At 53.2% G+C, this 18,103-nt stretch carries 16 protein-coding genes and 1 tRNA gene; 2 read left to right on the forward strand and 15 right to left on the reverse strand.

Annotated elements, in window-relative coordinates:
• Nucleotides 1–103: 103 nt before the first annotated feature.
• The 8 genes from rnr to G5B47_RS23320 all read right to left on the reverse strand — a co-directional run bounded on the left by rnr (nt 104) and on the right by G5B47_RS23320 (nt 10,811).
• On the reverse strand, nt 104–2,857 hold the full coding sequence (gene rnr, locus G5B47_RS23285) for a ribonuclease R (RefSeq protein ID WP_165103589.1): 2,754 nt from the start codon (nt 2,855–2,857) through the stop codon (nt 104–106).
• A gap of 170 nt (nt 2,858–3,027) precedes the next feature.
• Entirely contained in the window at nt 3,028–3,261 is a 234-nt protein-coding gene (secG, locus tag G5B47_RS23290) for a preprotein translocase subunit SecG (protein WP_025332711.1), read from the reverse strand.
• 266 nt (nt 3,262–3,527) lie between these two features.
• Nucleotides 3,528–4,814 carry a phosphopyruvate hydratase gene (eno, locus tag G5B47_RS23295; protein ID WP_025332710.1) on the reverse strand — a complete coding sequence of 429 codons (1,287 nt, stop codon included), beginning with the start codon at nt 4,812–4,814 and terminating at the stop codon, nt 3,528–3,530.
• Nucleotides 4,815–4,888: 74 nt separating this feature from the next.
• Nucleotides 4,889–6,433 (reverse strand): 2,3-bisphosphoglycerate-independent phosphoglycerate mutase, encoded by a 1,545-nt coding sequence (gene gpmI, locus G5B47_RS23300; RefSeq protein WP_165103592.1) that lies wholly within the window; start codon nt 6,431–6,433, stop codon nt 4,889–4,891.
• Nucleotides 6,433–7,188: a triose-phosphate isomerase gene (tpiA, locus tag G5B47_RS23305; RefSeq protein WP_165103595.1), complete on the reverse strand. Its 756-nt coding sequence runs from the start codon at nt 7,186–7,188 to the stop codon at nt 6,433–6,435. The genes gpmI and tpiA overlap by 1 nt, the downstream gene beginning before the upstream one ends.
• Nucleotides 7,189–7,215: 27 nt before the next feature.
• The gene (locus tag G5B47_RS23310) at nt 7,216–8,397 is read right to left on the reverse strand and encodes a phosphoglycerate kinase (protein ID WP_165103598.1); all 1,182 of its coding nucleotides are present in this window, start codon (nt 8,395–8,397) and stop codon (nt 7,216–7,218) included.
• 236 nt (nt 8,398–8,633) lie between these two features.
• A complete protein-coding gene (gap, locus tag G5B47_RS23315) occupies nt 8,634–9,644 on the reverse strand; it encodes a type I glyceraldehyde-3-phosphate dehydrogenase (protein ID WP_165103601.1) in 1,011 nt (336 codons plus the stop codon).
• A gap of 102 nt (nt 9,645–9,746) precedes the next feature.
• Nucleotides 9,747–10,811, reverse strand: coding sequence for a sugar-binding transcriptional regulator (locus tag G5B47_RS23320; protein ID WP_165103604.1), 1,065 nt, complete (start codon nt 10,809–10,811; stop codon nt 9,747–9,749).
• A gap of 272 nt (nt 10,812–11,083) precedes the next feature.
• Here G5B47_RS23320 and G5B47_RS23325 point away from each other — a divergent pair.
• Nucleotides 11,084–11,158, forward strand: a tRNA-Arg gene (locus tag G5B47_RS23325).
• Nucleotides 11,159–11,339: 181 nt separating this feature from the next.
• Entirely contained in the window at nt 11,340–11,936 is a 597-nt protein-coding gene (gene clpP, locus G5B47_RS23330; RefSeq protein ID WP_025332704.1) for an ATP-dependent Clp endopeptidase proteolytic subunit ClpP, read from the forward strand.
• Nucleotides 11,937–11,997: 61 nt separating this feature from the next.
• Here the strand turns inward: clpP and G5B47_RS23335 are convergent, their stop codons facing one another.
• The 7 genes from G5B47_RS23335 to rapZ all read right to left on the reverse strand — a co-directional run bounded on the left by G5B47_RS23335 (nt 11,998) and on the right by rapZ (nt 18,083).
• Entirely contained in the window at nt 11,998–12,639 is a 642-nt protein-coding gene (locus G5B47_RS23335) for a GDSL-type esterase/lipase family protein (protein ID WP_165103606.1), read from the reverse strand.
• A 92-nt stretch (nt 12,640–12,731) separates the two neighbouring features.
• Nucleotides 12,732–13,829 (reverse strand): DUF3298 and DUF4163 domain-containing protein, encoded by a 1,098-nt coding sequence (locus tag G5B47_RS23340; protein WP_165103609.1) that lies wholly within the window; start codon nt 13,827–13,829, stop codon nt 12,732–12,734.
• 147 nt (nt 13,830–13,976) lie between these two features.
• Nucleotides 13,977–14,732 (reverse strand): SIMPL domain-containing protein, encoded by a 756-nt coding sequence (locus G5B47_RS23345; protein WP_165103611.1) that lies wholly within the window; start codon nt 14,730–14,732, stop codon nt 13,977–13,979.
• Nucleotides 14,733–14,881: 149 nt separating this feature from the next.
• The gene (locus tag G5B47_RS23350; RefSeq protein WP_025332700.1) at nt 14,882–15,151 is read right to left on the reverse strand and encodes an HPr family phosphocarrier protein; all 270 of its coding nucleotides are present in this window, start codon (nt 15,149–15,151) and stop codon (nt 14,882–14,884) included.
• Between the two features lie 97 nt (nt 15,152–15,248).
• Nucleotides 15,249–16,178 carry a DNA-binding protein WhiA gene (whiA, locus tag G5B47_RS23355; RefSeq protein ID WP_165103614.1) on the reverse strand — a complete coding sequence of 310 codons (930 nt, stop codon included), beginning with the start codon at nt 16,176–16,178 and terminating at the stop codon, nt 15,249–15,251.
• A 5-nt stretch (nt 16,179–16,183) separates the two neighbouring features.
• Entirely contained in the window at nt 16,184–17,125 is a 942-nt protein-coding gene (locus tag G5B47_RS23360) for a gluconeogenesis factor YvcK family protein (RefSeq protein ID WP_235950216.1), read from the reverse strand.
• A 58-nt stretch (nt 17,126–17,183) separates the two neighbouring features.
• Nucleotides 17,184–18,083, reverse strand: coding sequence for an RNase adapter RapZ (gene rapZ / locus G5B47_RS23365; protein ID WP_165103620.1), 900 nt, complete (start codon nt 18,081–18,083; stop codon nt 17,184–17,186).
• Between the last annotated feature and the right edge of the window lie 20 nt (nt 18,084–18,103).

Consider the following 18,103-nt stretch of genomic DNA (forward strand, 5'->3'; position numbering starts at 1 on the left):
GCCAATGACCCGCCCGACTCCTCGGCGGCGGTCATTATCCAAGAGGCACGCAATCGTTACGGGATCTCATACGGAGCTTGGCGCTTCCGCTTTTATGTTCGGGTTAGTTTTGCTTCTTCTTCTTCTTTTTCTTTCGCTTCTCGCCGAGCGGAGCCGACAGCTCCACGTTGCCCGGGGTTACGGAGTCGCCGATGAAGACGCCGTTTTGGGATTTTCTCTTGCGGCGGCTCTTGCCTCCGCCGCCGCCGAAATCGCCCCCGAGATCCTCGCGGGTGCGGAACTTCGTTTCACCGTCGACACCGGTGTACACGTCGCCGCGGCTCCCTGGCGGCGCGCCGTAGCCGCCCTTGCCGGAGCCGAAGCTGAAGCTGATGCCGCCGCGGGAACCGCCGGCATCCCCAGCTTCGGCCTTCCGGCCGCGAGCCCCGGCGCCCGGTTCACCGCCGGTGGCGACGGCGCCATTGCCCCGGCCGCCACGCTCGGCGCCACCGAATGCCGCGCCGCTTCCGGCCTGGCCGCCGCCGTGCACGCGCCCGCCACGGCCACGCTTGCCACGGCCGCCCGCTGCGGCGGCGGCTCCGCCCTTACCGCCGCCGCGGCTCTTGCCGCTCCCGGCGCCTGCGGCCGCCGCGCCGTGGCCGCCTCTGCGGTCGCGGCCACCTTTGCCGTTCCGGCCGCCGCCGCTAAAACCTCCGCTGCGCCGCTCGCCAGCCGCGCGCGGCTTCATGTCGACCAGCTCGAAGTCGATCGTGTGGTCGTCCATGTTCACCTTGGCGACGCGGATCTTCACCTCGTCGCCGATGCGAAACACCTTCGAGGTGCGCTCCCCGATGAGCGCCATATGACCCTCGTCGAAGTGGTAGTAATCATCCGTCAGGTTGCTCAGACGGATCAGCCCTTCGACGGTATTTTCCAGCTCGACGAACATGCCGAAGCTGGTCACGCTGCTGACCATCGCCTCGAATTCCTCGCCGACCTTGTCCAGCATGTACTCCGCCTTCTTGAGCTGCTCCGTATCCCGCTCCGCTTCCACCGCGACGCGCTCGCGCTCGGAGGACTGCTGGGCAATATCCGGCATCCGGCTCGCCAGATATTCATGGCGCTTCTCGCCGAGCGCTCCGCCGCTCTCCAGCACCTCGCGGATGACCCGGTGAATCACGAGGTCGGGATAACGCCGGATCGGTGATGTGAAGTGCGAATAATATTCGGCAGCCAGCCCGAAATGCCCCGTGCTCTCCGCATCGTACTTCGCCTGCTTCATGGAACGGAGCATCATCGTGCTGATGACCGTCTGCTCCTTCGTGCCATGAATATCCTCCAGCAGCTTTTGCAGCGCGCGGGGATGGACGGAATTGCCCCGGCCCTTAACGTGATAACCAAAATTGGCCGCAAAAGCCATGAAGTTCTGCAGCTTCTCAGGGTCCGGGTCCTCATGAATCCGGTACAGGAACGGCACCTTCAGCCAGTGGAAATGCTCCGCCACCGTCTCGTTCGCTGCCAGCATGAATTCCTCAATGATCTGCTCGGCGATGGAACGTTCTCTTTTTACGATATCGACCGCTTTGCTGTTCTCGTCGACGATGATTTTGCTTTCCTGAAAGTCGAAGTCAACGGCTCCCCGTTTCATCCGCGCATCCCGCAGCTTCATCGCAATTTCCTGCATCAGCCGGAAGTCCTCAATCAGCGGGGCGTAGCGCTTCAGCAGCTCGGGATCTTCATCCAGCAGAATCTTGCGCACATTGGTGTAAGTCATGCGTTCCTTGGTGCGGATCACGCTGGTAAAAATATCATGCTTGACAACCTTCATATTCTCGTCAAATTCCATATCGCACGACATGGTAAGCCTGTCCACTTGCGGATTCAAAGAGCAGATGCCGTTCGACAGACGATGCGGGAGCATCGGAATTACCCGGTCGACCAGATAGACGCTGCAGCCCCGGTCATATGCTTCCTTATCCAGCGCCGAGTTCTCGCGCACATAATAGCTGACGTCGGCAATATGTACGCCAAGCTTGTAATGGCCGTTCTCCAGACGGGCGACGTTGACCGCGTCATCCAGGTCTTTGGCGTCTTCTCCGTCAATAGTGACGATATTCAGGCCCCGCAGGTCGCGGCGGTTCTGTCTTACAATTTCCTCTTCCGTAATGGAGTCGGGAGCGGTAAGCGCTTCGGCCATAACCTCTTCGGGGAAAGCTTCCGGCAGCTGATGCTTGCGGATAACCGATAAAATATCGACGCCGGGATCGTCTTTATGTCCCAGAATCTCGATAATTTCCCCTTCCGCCGCCGCACGGCCTTCCGGATAATTCACGATGCGGACCACGACTTTTTCACCGTCTACCGCACCGTTAAACGATTCCTTCGGGATAAAAATATCGCGGTTGATCCGCTTATCATCCGGCAGCACAAAGCCATAAGTCTCCAGATTCTGAAACACGCCGACCGTTTGCAGCACGCCCCGGCGCACAATACGCACCACTTCGCCCTCCATCCGGCCACCGGCATGACTGCGCGATGTAATCCGGACAAGCACGATGTCGCCGTTCATGGCGCTTTTGATATCGTTGGCATGAATATACACGTCGGGATGGTCCCGGTCGTCGGGAATGAGAAAAGCAAAGCCCTTCGCATGGGCCTGCAGACGGCCGCGCAGCAAGTCCATCCGCTCCGGCACGCCGTAGCGCCGGGTACGGGTCAGCACGATCCGCCCCTCCTGCTCCAGGGTGCTCAGCAGCACGTTGAACTCCTTCAGCTTCTCTTCTTCCGCGAAATGAAAATGGTCGATCAATTCCTCATACGTCATTGGTTTATAAGCGGTTTCCCGCATGAAATTCAGCAGATTCTCTTGTGTTATCATCTTCGTCACCTCGGCCCGCCGCGGCGGGAGGCCGACGGCTGGTATGTACTTTATGTCTTATATACTTCATACCCTAGTATACACGAAATCAATCCCCGGCATCCCTTCCCGCCGGTTACAAAAAAACCCCCGCTCCATCGTGAAGAGCGAAGGTTTTCCATTCGTCTATGTTATTTAACCACGACGGCAACAATAATGGACAGAATAAAGAATCCCGCCGCCAGTGCAACCGTTACACGCTGCAGTACGAGCTCCATGCCGCGCGCTTTCGTCTTGCCGAACAGATGCTCAGCACCGCCGGAGATGGCGCCTGCAAGGCCTGCGCTCTTGCCCTTTTGCAGCAGAACCACCGTAATCAGACCAATAGAAAAAATCAGAAGCAGCACTTTCAGAAAAATATCCATTCCTTCCACCCCCTACGCCTAAGCATCACTATCTATGGATATTCACTACTCACGTTTCATAAACAGCACTTTTATTGTACCATACAGCCCAAAGCAAGACAACTTAATTGATGGCAAAACAAACGGACTTGCCCGGTCTCTTCCAATTTCTGAATGGCAGTACACGCTGCAGACTATTTTTATAAAAAAAGACTGCCCCCGATCATGAAATGACCGGGAAGCAGTCTCTTGGATTCTAAACCGAATCAAAGGTTCGGAGAACCTTATTATCTTTTCAGGTTGTAGAAGGATTTCAGGCCGTTGTATTGAGCCAGTTCGCCCAGTTCGTCTTCGATGCGAAGCAATTGGTTGTACTTGGCGATACGGTCTGTACGGGAAGGTGCACCCGTCTTGATTTGGCCAGCGTTGGTAGCTACGGCGATGTCGGCGATTGTGCTGTCTTCGGACTCACCGGAACGGTGGGATACAACAGCAGTGTAGCCTGCGCGTTTTGCCATTTCGATTGCGTCGAATGTTTCAGTCAGCGTACCGATTTGGTTAACTTTGATCAGGATGGAGTTGCCGATGCCTTCTTCGATACCTTTGCCCAGACGCTCGGTGTTGGTTACGAACAGGTCGTCGCCAACCAGTTGGATTTTGTTGCCCAGTTTCTCGGTGAGCAGCTTCCAACCTTCCCAGTCGTCTTCGGAGCAGCCGTCTTCGATTGTAATGATCGGGTATTTGTCAACCCAGGAAGAGAGCAGGTCTACGAATTCAGCAGGAGTGAAGGATTTGCCTTCGCCTTCCAGGTGGTATTTGCCATCTTTGAAGAATTCGGTGGAAGCAACGTCCATGCCCAGGAATACGTCAACGCCCGGTTTGTAGCCGGCTTTTTCAATGGCTTCCATGATGGAGGACAATGCGTCTTCGTTGGAGGTGAAGTTAGGAGCAAAGCCGCCTTCGTCGCCAACCGCAGTGTTGAGGCCTTTGCCTTTCAGTACGGATTTCAGGTTGTGGAAGATTTCAGCGCCTGTACGCAGAGCTTCCTTGAAGGAAGGAGCGCCTACCGGCAGAACCATGAACTCTTGCACGTCAACGTTGTTGTCGGCATGAGCACCGCCGTTCACGATGTTCATCATCGGAACCGGAAGCTGCTTAGCGTTAAATCCGCCAAGGTAAGTGTACAGAGGCACGTCCAAAGCTGCGGCTGCAGCGCGGGCTACGGCCATGGAAACAGCCAGGATAGCGTTGGCGCCCAGTTTGCCTTTGTTGTGCGTTCCGTCCAGAGCGATCATGGCTTTGTCGATGCCCAGTTGGTCCAGAGCGTCCATGCCGATCACTTCAGGAGCGATGATTTCGTTAACGTTCTTAACTGCGTTCAGAACGCCTTTGCCCAGGTAGCGGGATTTGTCGTCGTCGCGAAGCTCAACGGCTTCGTGAGCGCCTGTGGATGCGCCGGAAGGAACGATAGCGCGGCCTTTCGCGCCGGATTCCAGGTAAACGTCAACCTCTACAGTAGGATTACCGCGGGAGTCAAGTACCTCGCGTGCGTAAACGTCGGAAATAATAGTCATTTCAATTCAATCTCCTTTTCAACAAAGATTTAGTCTTAATAAGCCTTGCGGTACATCGTAAAAGCTTGCCCGTATTACTTGCGGCTGGCAATCATGGATTGACCGGTCATTTCCGCAGGCTGCGGAAGGCCCATCAGATCCAGAATCGTTGGCGCCACATCCGCGAGAATGCCGTGTTCGCGAAGCACCACATTCTCATCCGTTACAATAAACGGAACCGGGTTGGTCGTATGTGCCGTAAACGGACGGCCCTCTTCATCGAATACCATATCGGCGTTGCCGTGGTCGGCAATAATAATTGTTACGCCGCCTTTGGCACGAACGGCTTCTACCACTTTGCCTACACATTCGTCCGTCACTTCGACCGCCTTGATCGTCGGTTCCAGCAAGCCGGAATGGCCGACCATGTCGGGATTGGCGAAGTTCAGAATGATAGCATCGTGTTTGTCCGCTTCGATCTCAGCCACACAAGCCGCAGCCACTTCGTAAGCGCTCATCTCCGGTTGCAGATCATAAGTCGCTACTTTCGGGGAGCTGATCAGAATACGAGTCTCACCCGGAAGCTCTACGTCACGTCCGCCGCTGAAGAAGAAGGTTACGTGCGGATATTTCTCGGTCTCCGCAATACGCAGCTGCTTCTTGTTTTGCTGAACGAGCACTTCGCCCAGCGTGTTGTCCAGATTCTTCGGTTTGTAGGCAACATAGCCCTGAACCGTTTCGCTGAACGTGGTCAAGCAGACAAAATGAAGGTTTTCCGGGAACAGCGGGCCGCGGTCAAAGCCGCGGAAATCAGCGTTCGTGAATACCTGAGACAGCTGGATAGCACGGTCCGGGCGGAAGTTCAGGAACACAACAGAATCGCCGCTTTCAACAGTCGTTAACGGCTTGCCTTCGCTGTCCACGATTACGCAAGGCTCAACAAATTCATCATACACGGAATTCTGGTACGAGGCTGTGATCGCCTGCAATGCGTCCGAAAATTTCGGCCCTTCGCCATACACCATGGCTCGGTAGGTCTTTTCCACACGGTCCCAGCGTTTGTCGCGGTCCATCGCGAAGTAACGTCCGGATACTGTGGCGATTTTGCCTACGCCAACCTCTTCGATTTTAGCAATAAGAGCTTCAATGAATTGCTGACCGCTGCTTGGAGGTACGTCGCGGCCGTCCATGAAGGCGTGAATGAATACATCGTTCAACTCTTCCTTTTTGGCCAGCTCCAGCATAGCGAACAGGTGATTGATATGGCTGTGTACCCCTCCGTCGGATACCAGCGCATACAGGTGAAGCTTCTTACCGGTCGATTTGGCGTGTCTTACCGCTGCCACCAGCGTTTCATTCTCGAAGAACTCTCCTTCGCGAATGGATTTATCAATACGGGTCAAATCTTGATAAACAATTCGGCCTGCGCCGATGTTAAGATGTCCCACTTCCGAGTTGCCCATTTGGCCTTCCGGAAGTCCTACGGCTTCGCCGGAGGCGGTAAGGGTCGTATTAGGATACTGCTTCAGGTAACGGTCGTAGTTAGGTTTGTTCGCCTGTGCTACGGCATTGCCTTCTACAGTATTACGCAGACCGAACCCGTCCATGATAATCAGCGCTACAGGTTTTGGAGCTGACATTACTTCGCCCCCTCAACCAATTGGATGAAGGAAGCTGGCTGCAGGCTTGCGCCGCCGACAAGAGCGCCGTCGATGTCGCTTTGGCCCATATATTCAGTAACGTTCTCCGGCTTCACGCTGCCGCCGTACTGGATGCGGATCGCTTCGGCAGTCGCTTCATCATACAGATCCTTGATCAGGCTGCGAATATAGGCAATAACCTCGTTGGCATCCGCCGAAGTGGAGGATTTGCCGGTACCGATCGCCCAGATTGGCTCATAAGCGATAACGGTTTGAGCTGCCTGCTCCGCGCTCAGTCCTTGGAACGCGCCTTCAGTTTGCACTTTGCAAACTTCCTTCGTTTGGTCGGCTTCACGCTCTTCGAGCTTCTCGCCTACGCATACGATTGGAGTAATGCCGTGGCGGAATGCCGCATGCATTTTCTTGTTCACGATTTCATCGGTTTCACCGAAGTAAGCGCGGCGCTCGGAGTGACCGAGAATAACATAGTCCACGCCAAGATCCTTCAGCATCACACCGCTGATTTCGCCTGTGTAAGCGCCGTTGTCCTCGAAATGAAGGTTTTGGGCGCCGATTTTGATGCTCGTACCTTGAGCCGCTTTCGTCAGAGCCGGCAGATTGGTGAATGGAGCGCAGATTACCGTCTCTACGCCTTCAACTTCCGCCGCGCCTTTAACCTCGGCGAAAAAGCTTTCAGCTTCCGGAACTGTCTTGAACATCTTCCAGTTGCCGGCAATGATTGGTGTTCTACTCATAGCAAAGCTTGCCTCCCTTTATAACTCTTACTTGTCGTTCAGCGCCACTACACCAGGAAGAGCCTTGCCTTCCATAAATTCAAGCGATGCGCCGCCGCCGGTGGAGATATGGTCCATTTGATCGGCCAGCTTGAACTTCTCAGCCGCAGCTGCGGAGTCGCCGCCGCCGATAACGGTGTAGCCTTCGGTTTTCGCGCAGGCTTCAGCAACTGCTTTCGTACCTTCTGCGAAAATATCGATTTCAAATACGCCCATCGGTCCGTTCCAAACGACCAGCTTGGAGTTCTTGATGACGTCCGCATACAGTGCGGCGGTCTTCGGACCAATATCCAGGCCCATCCAGTCAGCAGGGATTTCGTTAATGTCGACGGTCTTCGTGTTCGCATCGGCTCCGAATTTGTCGGCCACTACAACGTCAACCGGCAGCAGGAAGTTCTTGCCGAGCTTCTTAGCTTTTTCGATAAAGCCAAGAGCGGTGTCGATTTTTTCCTCGTCAAGCAGGGATTTTCCGACTTCATAGCCTTGAGCTTTGGAGAACGTATAAGACAGACCTCCACCGATCAGCACGTTGTCGGCCAGCGTCAGCAGGTTGTCGATAACGTCAATCTTGTCTTTAACTTTCGAACCGCCGATGATTGCGGTGAAAGGACGTTCCGGATTGGACAGGGCTTTGCCGAGTACGGACAATTCTTTCTCCATCAGAAGTCCGGACACAGCTGGCAGATAGTGGGCGATGCCTTCGGTCGAAGCATGCGCGCGGTGCGCCGCGCCGAATGCGTCGTTGACAAACAGATCGGCAAGCTCGGAGAACTGCTTAGCAAGCTCCGGGTCGTTCTTCTCTTCGCCCGGATAGAAACGGACATTTTCAAGTACCAGAACGTCGCCGTCTTTCAGTTCGGCAACTTTCACTTTTACCGCATCGCCAACCGCTTCGTCAGCTTTGGCAACCGGTTTGCCCAGAAGCTCGGACAGACGCTCCGCAGCCGGAGTCAGACGCATGGAATCGACGAATTGGCCTTTAGGACGGCCCATATGGCTCGCCAGAATGATTTTGGCTCCGTTCTCGATCAAATATTTGATCGTCGGCAGCGTCTCGCGGATACGCGTGTCGTCGGTGATTTTGCCATCTTCCAGCGGCACGTTGAAATCCACGCGCACGAATACGCGTTTACCTGTTACTTCTACATCACGGACACTTTTTTTGCTCATGACTTTTAACCTCCACACCCGAAATTGTTCCACTCTTGGAATTACAGGGGCACCGCATAGAGTTTGCATCAAGAAGAAACGGCTGCGACCTTCTAAAGGATGGCATCCGTTTTTCCGAAAGAACTATAACATACGATTAGGCGAAATGTGCTGCGATTGTCTTGTATTTCGGAAAAGAGCGGAAACAATGAACTGCTGTTTCCGCTCTATGGATGATGCTATTTAAAATCTTTAAATTATTTAGTCAGTTTTGCGAAGTGTTCCAGCGTACGAACGAGCTGGGCAGTGTAGGACATTTCGTTGTCGTACCAAGCTACAGTCTTAACGAGCTGCTTGTCGCCAACGGACAGAACTTTAGTTTGCGTAGCATCGAACAGGGAACCGAAAGTCAGGCCTTTGATGTCGGAGGATACGATTTCGTCTTCCGTGTAGCCGTAAGTTTCCGGATCGGAAGCTTCTTTCATTGCCGCATTAATTTCGTCTACCGTTACGTTCTTCTCCAGAACAGTAACCAGCTCTGTCAGGGAACCTGTAGGTACCGGTACGCGTTGAGCGGCACCGTCGAGTTTGCCTTTCAGCTCAGGAATAACCAGGCCGATTGCTTTTGCAGCGCCAGTCGTGTTAGGGATAATGTTCTCGGCAGCAGCGCGGGCACGTCTGAAGTCGCCTTTGGCATGCGGAGCGTCCAGTGTGTTTTGGTCGCCAGTGTAGGCGTGGATTGTAGTCATCAGGCCTTCAACCACACCGAACTTGTCGTTCAGAACTTTGGCCATAGGAGCCAGGCAGTTCGTTGTGCAGGATGCGCCGGAAATAACAGTTTCGGAACCGTCGAGAACGTCATGGTTAACGTTGTATACAACAGTTTTCATGTCGCCTGTAGCAGGTGCGGAGATAACAACTTTTTTCGCTCCGCCTTTCAGGTGAAGCTCAGCTTTTTCTTTGGAAGTGAAGAAGCCTGTGCACTCCAGAACGATATCTACGCCCAGGTCGCCCCAAGGCAGTTCTTCAGGGTTGCGGTTAGCCAGAACCTTAACATCTTGGCCATTCACTTTGAAGAATCCGTCATGAACTTCAACTTCGCCTTGGAATTTGCCTTGAGTTGTATCATATTTCAACAAGTGCGCCAGCATCTTGGCATCGGTCAGGTCATTGATCGCTACAACTTCGATTCCTTCCACGTCTTGAATACGGCGGAATGCGAGGCGGCCAATACGTCCAAATCCGTTAATACCTACTTTTACAGTCATTGAATAGTTCCTCCTAAAATTCGTTTTTATTTATTCAAGACAAGCCTAAGGCTTATCAAGACAACAAGTTAAGTATAAAGCATAAAAAATGCCAATGCTCGTCTAATGCCGAATCTGCTCGGAGGCAGCGCTATATTCGTCGATCTCCCTGACGATTTCAGCCGCTGCGGCTTCATCTATGACGAGTATGTCCTCTTGGCCGAACCTTAGCACGGCGTGGATGGCTTTAGCCTTGCGCTTTCCTCCGGCTATGCCGATAACGACTTCCGTCCGAAGAATATCCTCAAGACGAAGTCCCATGGTCAGCATGGAATGAACGACCTTGCCCTGTTCGTTAAAGTAGTGACCGAAGGATTCGGCAACGGCGCCCGCATCCTTGATCTTACTAACGGTTTCCTCGTCCAGGTTTCTGCGGCGAGTCATTTCCACAGCATCTCCGATTCCATGCACGATAATTCTCGAACGGCGGATAATCTGTACAATTTCTGAAATATTCGGTTCATGCGCCAGCGATTGATAGGCATCCTCGCTTAGCAAGTCCGGCACATGCAGCAGCCGGTAATGCGCTCCGATCCGCTTGGCCATCGTTGAAGCGATGGTATTGGCCTGAAATTCCACACTCTCTCCAAGCCCGCCTCTTGCCGGTACAATCAAGACTTCTTTGTAAGACAAGGACATTGGAGAGGTCATCTGCTCCGCCAATTCGTACAATGTCGAACCGCCGGTAACGGCAACCGTATCGTCGGTATTCAGCACGCTCAGCAGCGCTCTGGCCCCGGCTCTTCCCAGCTCTCTCTTGGTAAAAGGTGAAGCCTCACAATCTCCCGGCACCACGATAACCTTCTTCAAACCGTAGCTTGAACGAATTTTCTCTTCCAGATCATCAAGGCCAAAGAGGCTTTTGGCCACAGGCTCGAGCAAATCAAGCAGTTTCCGTCCGGCATCGCTGATGCGCATGCCAACACTCTCGATCTCAATGAGCCCCTGCGACTTCAGAAGGTCCGTTTCCGCACGAAGCACCCGCTCGGTCATATCAAGCGAAGCGGCAAGCGTTCTGCGGCCGATAATATCCGACAACAGGATCTGATGAAGAATCGTATACCGTCTTTTGAGGGTTTCCATGAGATCAGGCAGAAGCTGCTTTTGGATTTCCAATAAATTACGCATGCTTTCACTCCTGCAACTTCGTCTTTCTCGTCTTCCCCTTCTCTATGGTCTTAAAACGTCCCGGGTTAACTTTTTAAGTCCCACCAATATTCTACCCAAATATTGCCCTGAACGCAAGGGCTCCGAAACTAGAATTCACAACCTCTTTTCTTCTTATGCATCGACATCCGCATCGACATTGGCATTGCGTTGACGAAAGATCGCTGCCAGAGATCTGTATCAATAATTGGGAGTTGCAATGCTTCGAATTTTATATTATAATAATTTCTGTTGCGCCCGTGGTCCAATGGATATGACGTAGGCCTCCGAAGCCTGAGATCCAAGTTCGATTCTTGGCGGGCGCGCCACATTATTTGATTAACCAAACCTTGTGTATTTAACCCAGCGCCATGAGATGGCGCTTTTTTTGTGAGGACAGTTTGACTTTCTTTGACTTTTTGTTTGAATTTGTTTATCATGTGGGTAATACGGTAAGAGTTAATGAAGAAACATCCATTTTGAAGATCTAATTCTAAGGAGGTTTTCCACGTGAGTTACATTCCTATGGTCGTAGAACAAAGCAACCGCGGCGAGCGGGCGTATGACATCTATTCCCGCCTGCTGAAGGACCGCATCATTTTCCTTGGAACCGAGGTCAATGACGTGGTAGCCAATTCCATCATCGCACAAATGCTCTTCCTGGCCGCCGAGGACCCGGAGAAAGATATTTCCTTGTACATTAACAGTCCGGGCGGTTCCATCACCGCCGGCATGGCGATTTTCGATACGATGCAGTACATCAAGCCTGACGTCTCCACGATCTGCGTCGGTCTCGCCGCTTCCATGGGCGCCTTCCTGCTCAACGCCGGAGCCAAAGGCAAACGCTATGCGCTGCCGAACAGCGAAATTATGATTCACCAGCCGCTGGGCGGAGCCCAAGGACAAGCTACGGACATCGAGATCCGCGCCCGTCGCATCCTGAAAATGCGCGACAAGCTGAACAAGATTCTGGCGGAACGCACTGGCCAACCGCTAGAGCGCATCGAAAAGGACACGGACCGCGACTACTTCATGAGTGCAGCGGACGCAGCCGAATACGGCCTTGTCGACAAAGTCATCGAGAATACAACCTCCGTCGGCGCCTAACCTTCCATAAAAATGAAAACACCCTTTGTTCACAATTGTGGGCAAAGGGTGTTTTGTTTTGTTAATTGGAGTGCAGATTTCCATACCCCATCGAGTGCAGCCGCTCGGCAATCACGCGGTAGCCTTTTCCGTTCGGGTGAAGATGGTCGATCGAGAGCAATTCCCGCTCGTGTCCGGCAAATGTTTCGTAAATATCGGCAAAACCGCATTCCTTGCTGCAATACTGCGCCAGTTGGCGGTTGAACTGCCGGACCCAGCCCGAAGCCTCTTCCAGCGTAGGATACGGATTGTACAATCCGACAATTCGTATAATATAGGGCTTGCCGGCGCCTGCCTTCACTTGGTGAATCTGCCCCATGATACCGGCAAAATGGCGCCCGGATTCTTTCAGGGCTTTTTGATAGACCGAAGACGGCAAGTGGGACTGCCCCCCCGCCTTCGCAACTTGGATCAGGTCGTTGCCGCCGATCGAAATCGTAATGATATCCGCCTCGCGCAGCGATTGGCGAAACAGCGGGTTGTATTTTACTAGCTTCTTCAGCTCGGCTGTAGTCAAGCCGTTGATTCCCAGGTTCGTATAAGCGACAAAAGTACGGAGCGATATTTCCGACATCCGCCTGTAGACGGGAACAAAGCCATTTCCGGGCATTGCTCCAAAGCCGGTGGTCAGCGAATCGCCAATCGCCGCATAGTGGTAAACCATTACATTCTCCCCTCCCCGCTTATGGCTCGGTCACCATTCAGCATATGAACGGCAAGCCGTTCTCGCAACGGGAGAATATCCAGTCCAGTCAACTATTTTGAACGGGTGAACGGATTGCTTCCGTCTGGCAGCAGCTCATTAAAGGTAAAGGTAAACTCCGGAAAGCCTGCAGCATACGGGGTATATTCATATAATTGAAAGAAGAGCACCACACGGCCGTCTTTAAGGTAAAAATATTTCTCCGTATTCAGGCCGGTGAAACCGCCAAAATAGCCTTCATCCGCCCTTAACAGCTTGCCGACCTTCTCGTTCAGCAGCTTTTTGTAATTCGGATTGGCTCCGAACAAGTCTTTGAGCAGCAGGCGCTTGCCATCCTTCAGCGAAAACGTAAAGGCTTGGCGCAGCGTCATGCCGTGAGCGCCTCCGGTGTAGGTGTACTGGTCCATGACCAGGCTCAGCACACCGTTCTGGTTATAGGTCACAACGTAATTCGAGTCGAATTCATACGGACGGTCCTGCTCGCTTTTCTCGGCAATCGCCCTGTCGGCGTCTTCGGCAAAGCTCATTGCGGCTTGTCTTAGCGTATCGTTAATGCTCTTCTGCGCGGAGGCTTCCGGAAGGCCCGCAATCTGCGGATAATCCAGCCTGATGGCCGAGTCCCCGATCTCCTTGGCATACGTCTCCGTCGTTACCGTCACCTTGTTCAGCGGCCGGTTCATTATATTCAATCTGCCGGAAGAAGCGCTAAAGTCACCACGGTAGCCGAGATAATCACTGAGCAGGCCAAAAGGAACGTAAAGGCGGTTATTGAAGCTGCGGCCCTCATACTCGTTGATAAAATAGCCATTAACCGCAATAGAAATTCCATATACGGTAACCGTAAGCTTGGTCTGACGGATTCCCTGCCCGGCGGTATAGCTGTTCTCCGCCTTGTTATAGGTGATCGGCATGCCCAGAGTATTTTTCAAAAAAGTCACCGGAATCCATAGCTTTCCTTCTCTAAAAATGCCCTGCTGCATCGTAAGGGTTCCATTGTACTTCAAGGCAACCAGAGAATAACCGGCCTTAACCTTAGCCTTGACCGGCGCGGCTTCACCCGTTCCGGCAGAAACAACCGTCCCGCCCAGCAGCAGCGCTGCCGCCAACATTCCGGCTCCCCATGTGCGTGCAAGCTTGTTCGTTTTGTTCATGGTACCATTCTCCTTTTTAAGCTACATTGATGTCATTTCGCTGCCTATGTTATCCATTATATCGCCTGTAAAGTGACAGCAAAGAGGCTTTTTCGCGTCCAATTCTGCGATAAAAGCCTCTTATCATCTCGTTAGTTGTCCGGCCTGCTAGTTAAGCTGATAGATCACGTTAAGCTGCGTGGTAATCTTCACCTCTCCCGGTTGGACCGCGGTGCTGGCGGCGCTATCGGCGGCGCCGTACATCATTTTGGCGTTCTGTTCATATAATATCGGGCCCGCGCCCCCGTCGTTCTGGCTGACGGTCAGGACCTGTCCGAGCGTTCTCTTGGCGGCTTTAGCAATCGCTGCCGCTTTCACGTCGGCGTTGGCCATCGCCTTCTCAATGACCTGCGCCTCGAACGCCGAAGTGTCCTCAACCGCAAAACGGGCATTGCCGATATTGTTGGCGCCCGCCTCGGAAGCCGCATCGAGCAGCGAGCCCACCTTGTTCAGATCACGGTATGCGACCTGCAAAACATGATGCGCATTGTACCCCTTCACCTGCTGGCCTTCCTTGTCGTTATACGTATAGTTCGGCTGTACAAAGAATTCGCTCGTCTGGATATCCTTGCCGTTAATGCCCCACGTATTCTTGAACAGCGCCGTCAATTTTTGAATTTTCGCTCCATTGGTCTTCTGGGCCTCCTGGGCGGTTGACGCCGAAGTATCGACTCCGATCGACAGATAGACGATATCCGGCTTCATCGACAGTTCCCCTTTGCCAACGACACTGACGATATTTTTCTGCACCTCTTCGGCAAAAGCCTTCTCCGGCTGATCGAATGCGCCGCTTAGCGCCACGCCCCCCGCCATTAAGCTTCCTGCAACAAACACGGACAGGACCGACTTGATCCATTTCTTCATTTTTGCCATCCTCCTTCATGATTTGCGCGACTAGCGGTTGTACCTACTAGACGAGAAGGCCTGGCAAATGTTGCATGGGGACAAAAATAAAAAAAGCCCTCAACGGGCTTTTTGGTCATACCATAAATAGGGCTGTGCTGCGAATACTGTTACTGATTCTCCAGCTCTTCCTTGCTGACAAGGCTCGTCAACGCGGTTACGGCCTGATCGGCATCCGCGCCTTCAGCGCTGATATAAATCTCCGTGCCGGAGCTGATCGCAAGGCTCATAATCCCCATGATGCTTTTGGCGTTAACTTTTTTATCGTCTTTTTCGACGAAAATCTCAGATGAGAACTTGTTGGCTTCCTGCACGAACAACGCTGCCGGCCGAGCATGGAGCCCCGTCTTCAACCGGACGACTACCGGGTGCTTTGTCATGAAACGCTTACCCCCTAATTAAGATGTGCCCAAAAATTTCACAGTAAATTTTATCATATTATATCATTATAACCTAAACGACACTAGAAGAAAATAATCATTCGCTCCGAAGCTTCTCAGCCAGCTCGTCGATCTTCCGAAGCCGATGGTTGACGCCGGATTTGCTGACGTTGCCTTTCAGCATCTCGCCGACTTCCTTCAGATTGATATCGGGATGGGACAGACGGACCTCAGCCACTTCGCGAAGCTTGTCTGGCAAATTCTCAAGCCCAATTTCCTTCTCCAGAAACTTGATGTTCTCAATCTGGCGCACTGCCGCGCTGATCGTCTTGTTGAGATTCGCGGTCTCACAGTTCACAATCCGGTTGACAGAGTTACGCATGTCGCGCATAATGCGCACATCCTCGAATTTGAACAACGCCTGGTGGGCGCCGATCAGGCTGAGGAACTCGATGATCTTTTCGCCTTCCTTGATGTAGAGGATGAATCCCTTCTTGCGCTCGATGCAGCGGGCGTTGAGATGAAACTCACCGGCCAGCTTCACCAGCGCCTTGCAGTGCTCCTCATACATGGAGGCGATCTCCAGATGGTAGGACGAACCTTCGGGGTTGTTCACCGATCCACCCGCCATAAAGGCGCCGCGCAGATACGCGCGTTTGCAGCAGTTCTTGCGGACAATGCTTTCGTCGATGCCATCCGTAAACATGAAGCCCTCCGAGACGATTTTGAGGTCGTTCAGGATTTCCTGCACACGGGCGGGGATGCGGACGATATAGACGTTATTTTTCTTCAAACGCATTTTTTTACGCACGAGAAGCTCGGTATGAACCTGGTAATATTTCTTAAGCAAGGAATAAATCCGCCTTGCAATCGCGGCATTTTCTGTTGAGATGTCGAGGACGATCCTTTTGCTTGAAAGCTGCACCGATCCGTTCATCCGGATCAGCGCCGACATTTCCGCTTTCTCGCAGCACGAGCCGCTCTCAACCATCGTCAGTTCTTTTTTGGTTAGCGCCGCAAAAGACAAGGTCCTCACCTCTTTCGTGTTATCCAATCCTGAATGAGCTTATAAATATGATGGCTCAGTTTATCTGTATCATGCCTCAAATAGGTACGGAACAAAACCAGCTTGTCGGCAATCAGCTCATATCGCGGATCATCAATCGCATTCTGGTCCAGTTCTACGGGGCTCGCCCCTTTTTCGGCATATTTCCGCTGCACTTCGGGCGGGATTTCGCCGTTGTTCACGACGACATAATCGAACAGATGCATGCCGATATGATCGTACACGGCCTGTAAATGATCGCTCACGGTGTAGTTATCAGTTTCCCCCGGTTGGGTCATTACGTTGCAGATGAACATCTTCACCGCGCATGAGGCGACAACGGCCTCCGCAAGTTTCGGCACAAGCAGATTCGGCAAAATGCTGGTGTACAGGCTGCCAGGGCCGAGCAGAATCGCATCGGCGGACCGGATCGCCTCCAACGCCTCCGGCAGCGGTTCGACATCAGGCGGCTCGAGAAAGACCCGCTTGATCTTGTTCCCGGCTTCCGGAATCTTCGACTCTCCCTTAACTATGGTGCCGTCCACCATCTCCGCGCTCAGCACAACCGCTTCGCCGGCGGCCGGCAGCACCCGCCCCCTTACGGCGAAGACCCGGCTCAGCTCACGGACAGCGGTGACGAAATCGCCGGATATATCGGTAAGCGCGGCCAAAATCAAATTGCCGAGACTGTGTCCGGCAAGACCTTCTCCGCTGCTGAAGCGATACTTCATAATGTCAGCCATCAGCGGCTCGACATCGGCCATCGCGGTTAATACGTTGCGGATATCGCCTGGGGGCGGCATTTGCAGCTCGCTCCGCAGAATGCCGGAGCTTCCTCCGTCATCGGCAACCGTTACGATAGCGGTAATATCCAGCGGCTTCTCTTTCAAGCCGCGAAGCATAACGGACAGGCCGGTGCCGCCGCCCATGACGACGACTCGCGGACGCTGTCCAGGTTGTTCAGCCACGATTAGATCCCTTCTCTCCTTAATGCCTGTCGCGTTCGGCATCCCGGTGGCTGACCGATATGATTTCCGTCTCGCTTATCCCCAGCATCTTGCCCAAATATTCAGAAATGGCCACAGAGCGGTGCTTGCCGCCCGTGCAGCCGATGCCGATGATGATCTGGGATTTGCCTTCCTTGCGGTATTGGGGAATGAGAAAATGCAGCATATCGAGCAGCTTCGTCAGAAACGCCTGCGTCTCGGGCCACTTCATAACATATTCATATACATCGCTGTCTTGTCCCGTGTGTGGCCGAAGGTGGTCCACATAATGCGGATTAGGCAAAAAGCGAACGTCAAACACAAGATCCGCGTCGATTGGAATGCCGTATTTGAAGCCGAAAGAAGTGATATTGACGGAAAGCATGCTTTTCCCCAAATGGGAGTAACGGGAGACGATCTTCTCCTTGAGCTGGGCAGGCTTCATATTGCTTGTATCAATAACCTGCGTAGCCGAATCCTTGAGCTCCTGCAGCATATTGCGCTCCAGCCGGATACCGTCGAGCGGCATGCCCTTCGGAGCAAGCGGATGGCGCCGACGGCTCTCCTTGTAGCGCTGCACCAATACGGAATCGGTGGCGTCCAGAAACAGAATCTCGCAGCCGATCGTAAATTGTTCCTTGATTAAATGCAGAGATTCCGACAGGGCGGTAAAAAACTCGCGGCCCCGCAGGTCAATCACGAGCGCCACTTTGGCGATCTTCCCCTTGGACTGTTCAATCAGCTCCGCAAATTTGGGAATCAGGACGGGCGGAAGATTATCGACGCAGAAAAATCCGAGATCTTCGAGGCTCTGTACGGCGATCGTCTTGCCCGCTCCCGACATTCCGGTAATGATGATCAGGGTGGCCGCAGTCGACGGAATCTTCTCCTCTTCGGTCATTAAGCTTCCCTCCCTAGAAT

The organism is Paenibacillus apii, assembly GCF_011043685.1.
Taxonomy (GTDB): Bacteria; Bacillota; Bacilli; order Paenibacillales; family Paenibacillaceae; genus Paenibacillus_AQ; species Paenibacillus_AQ sabinae.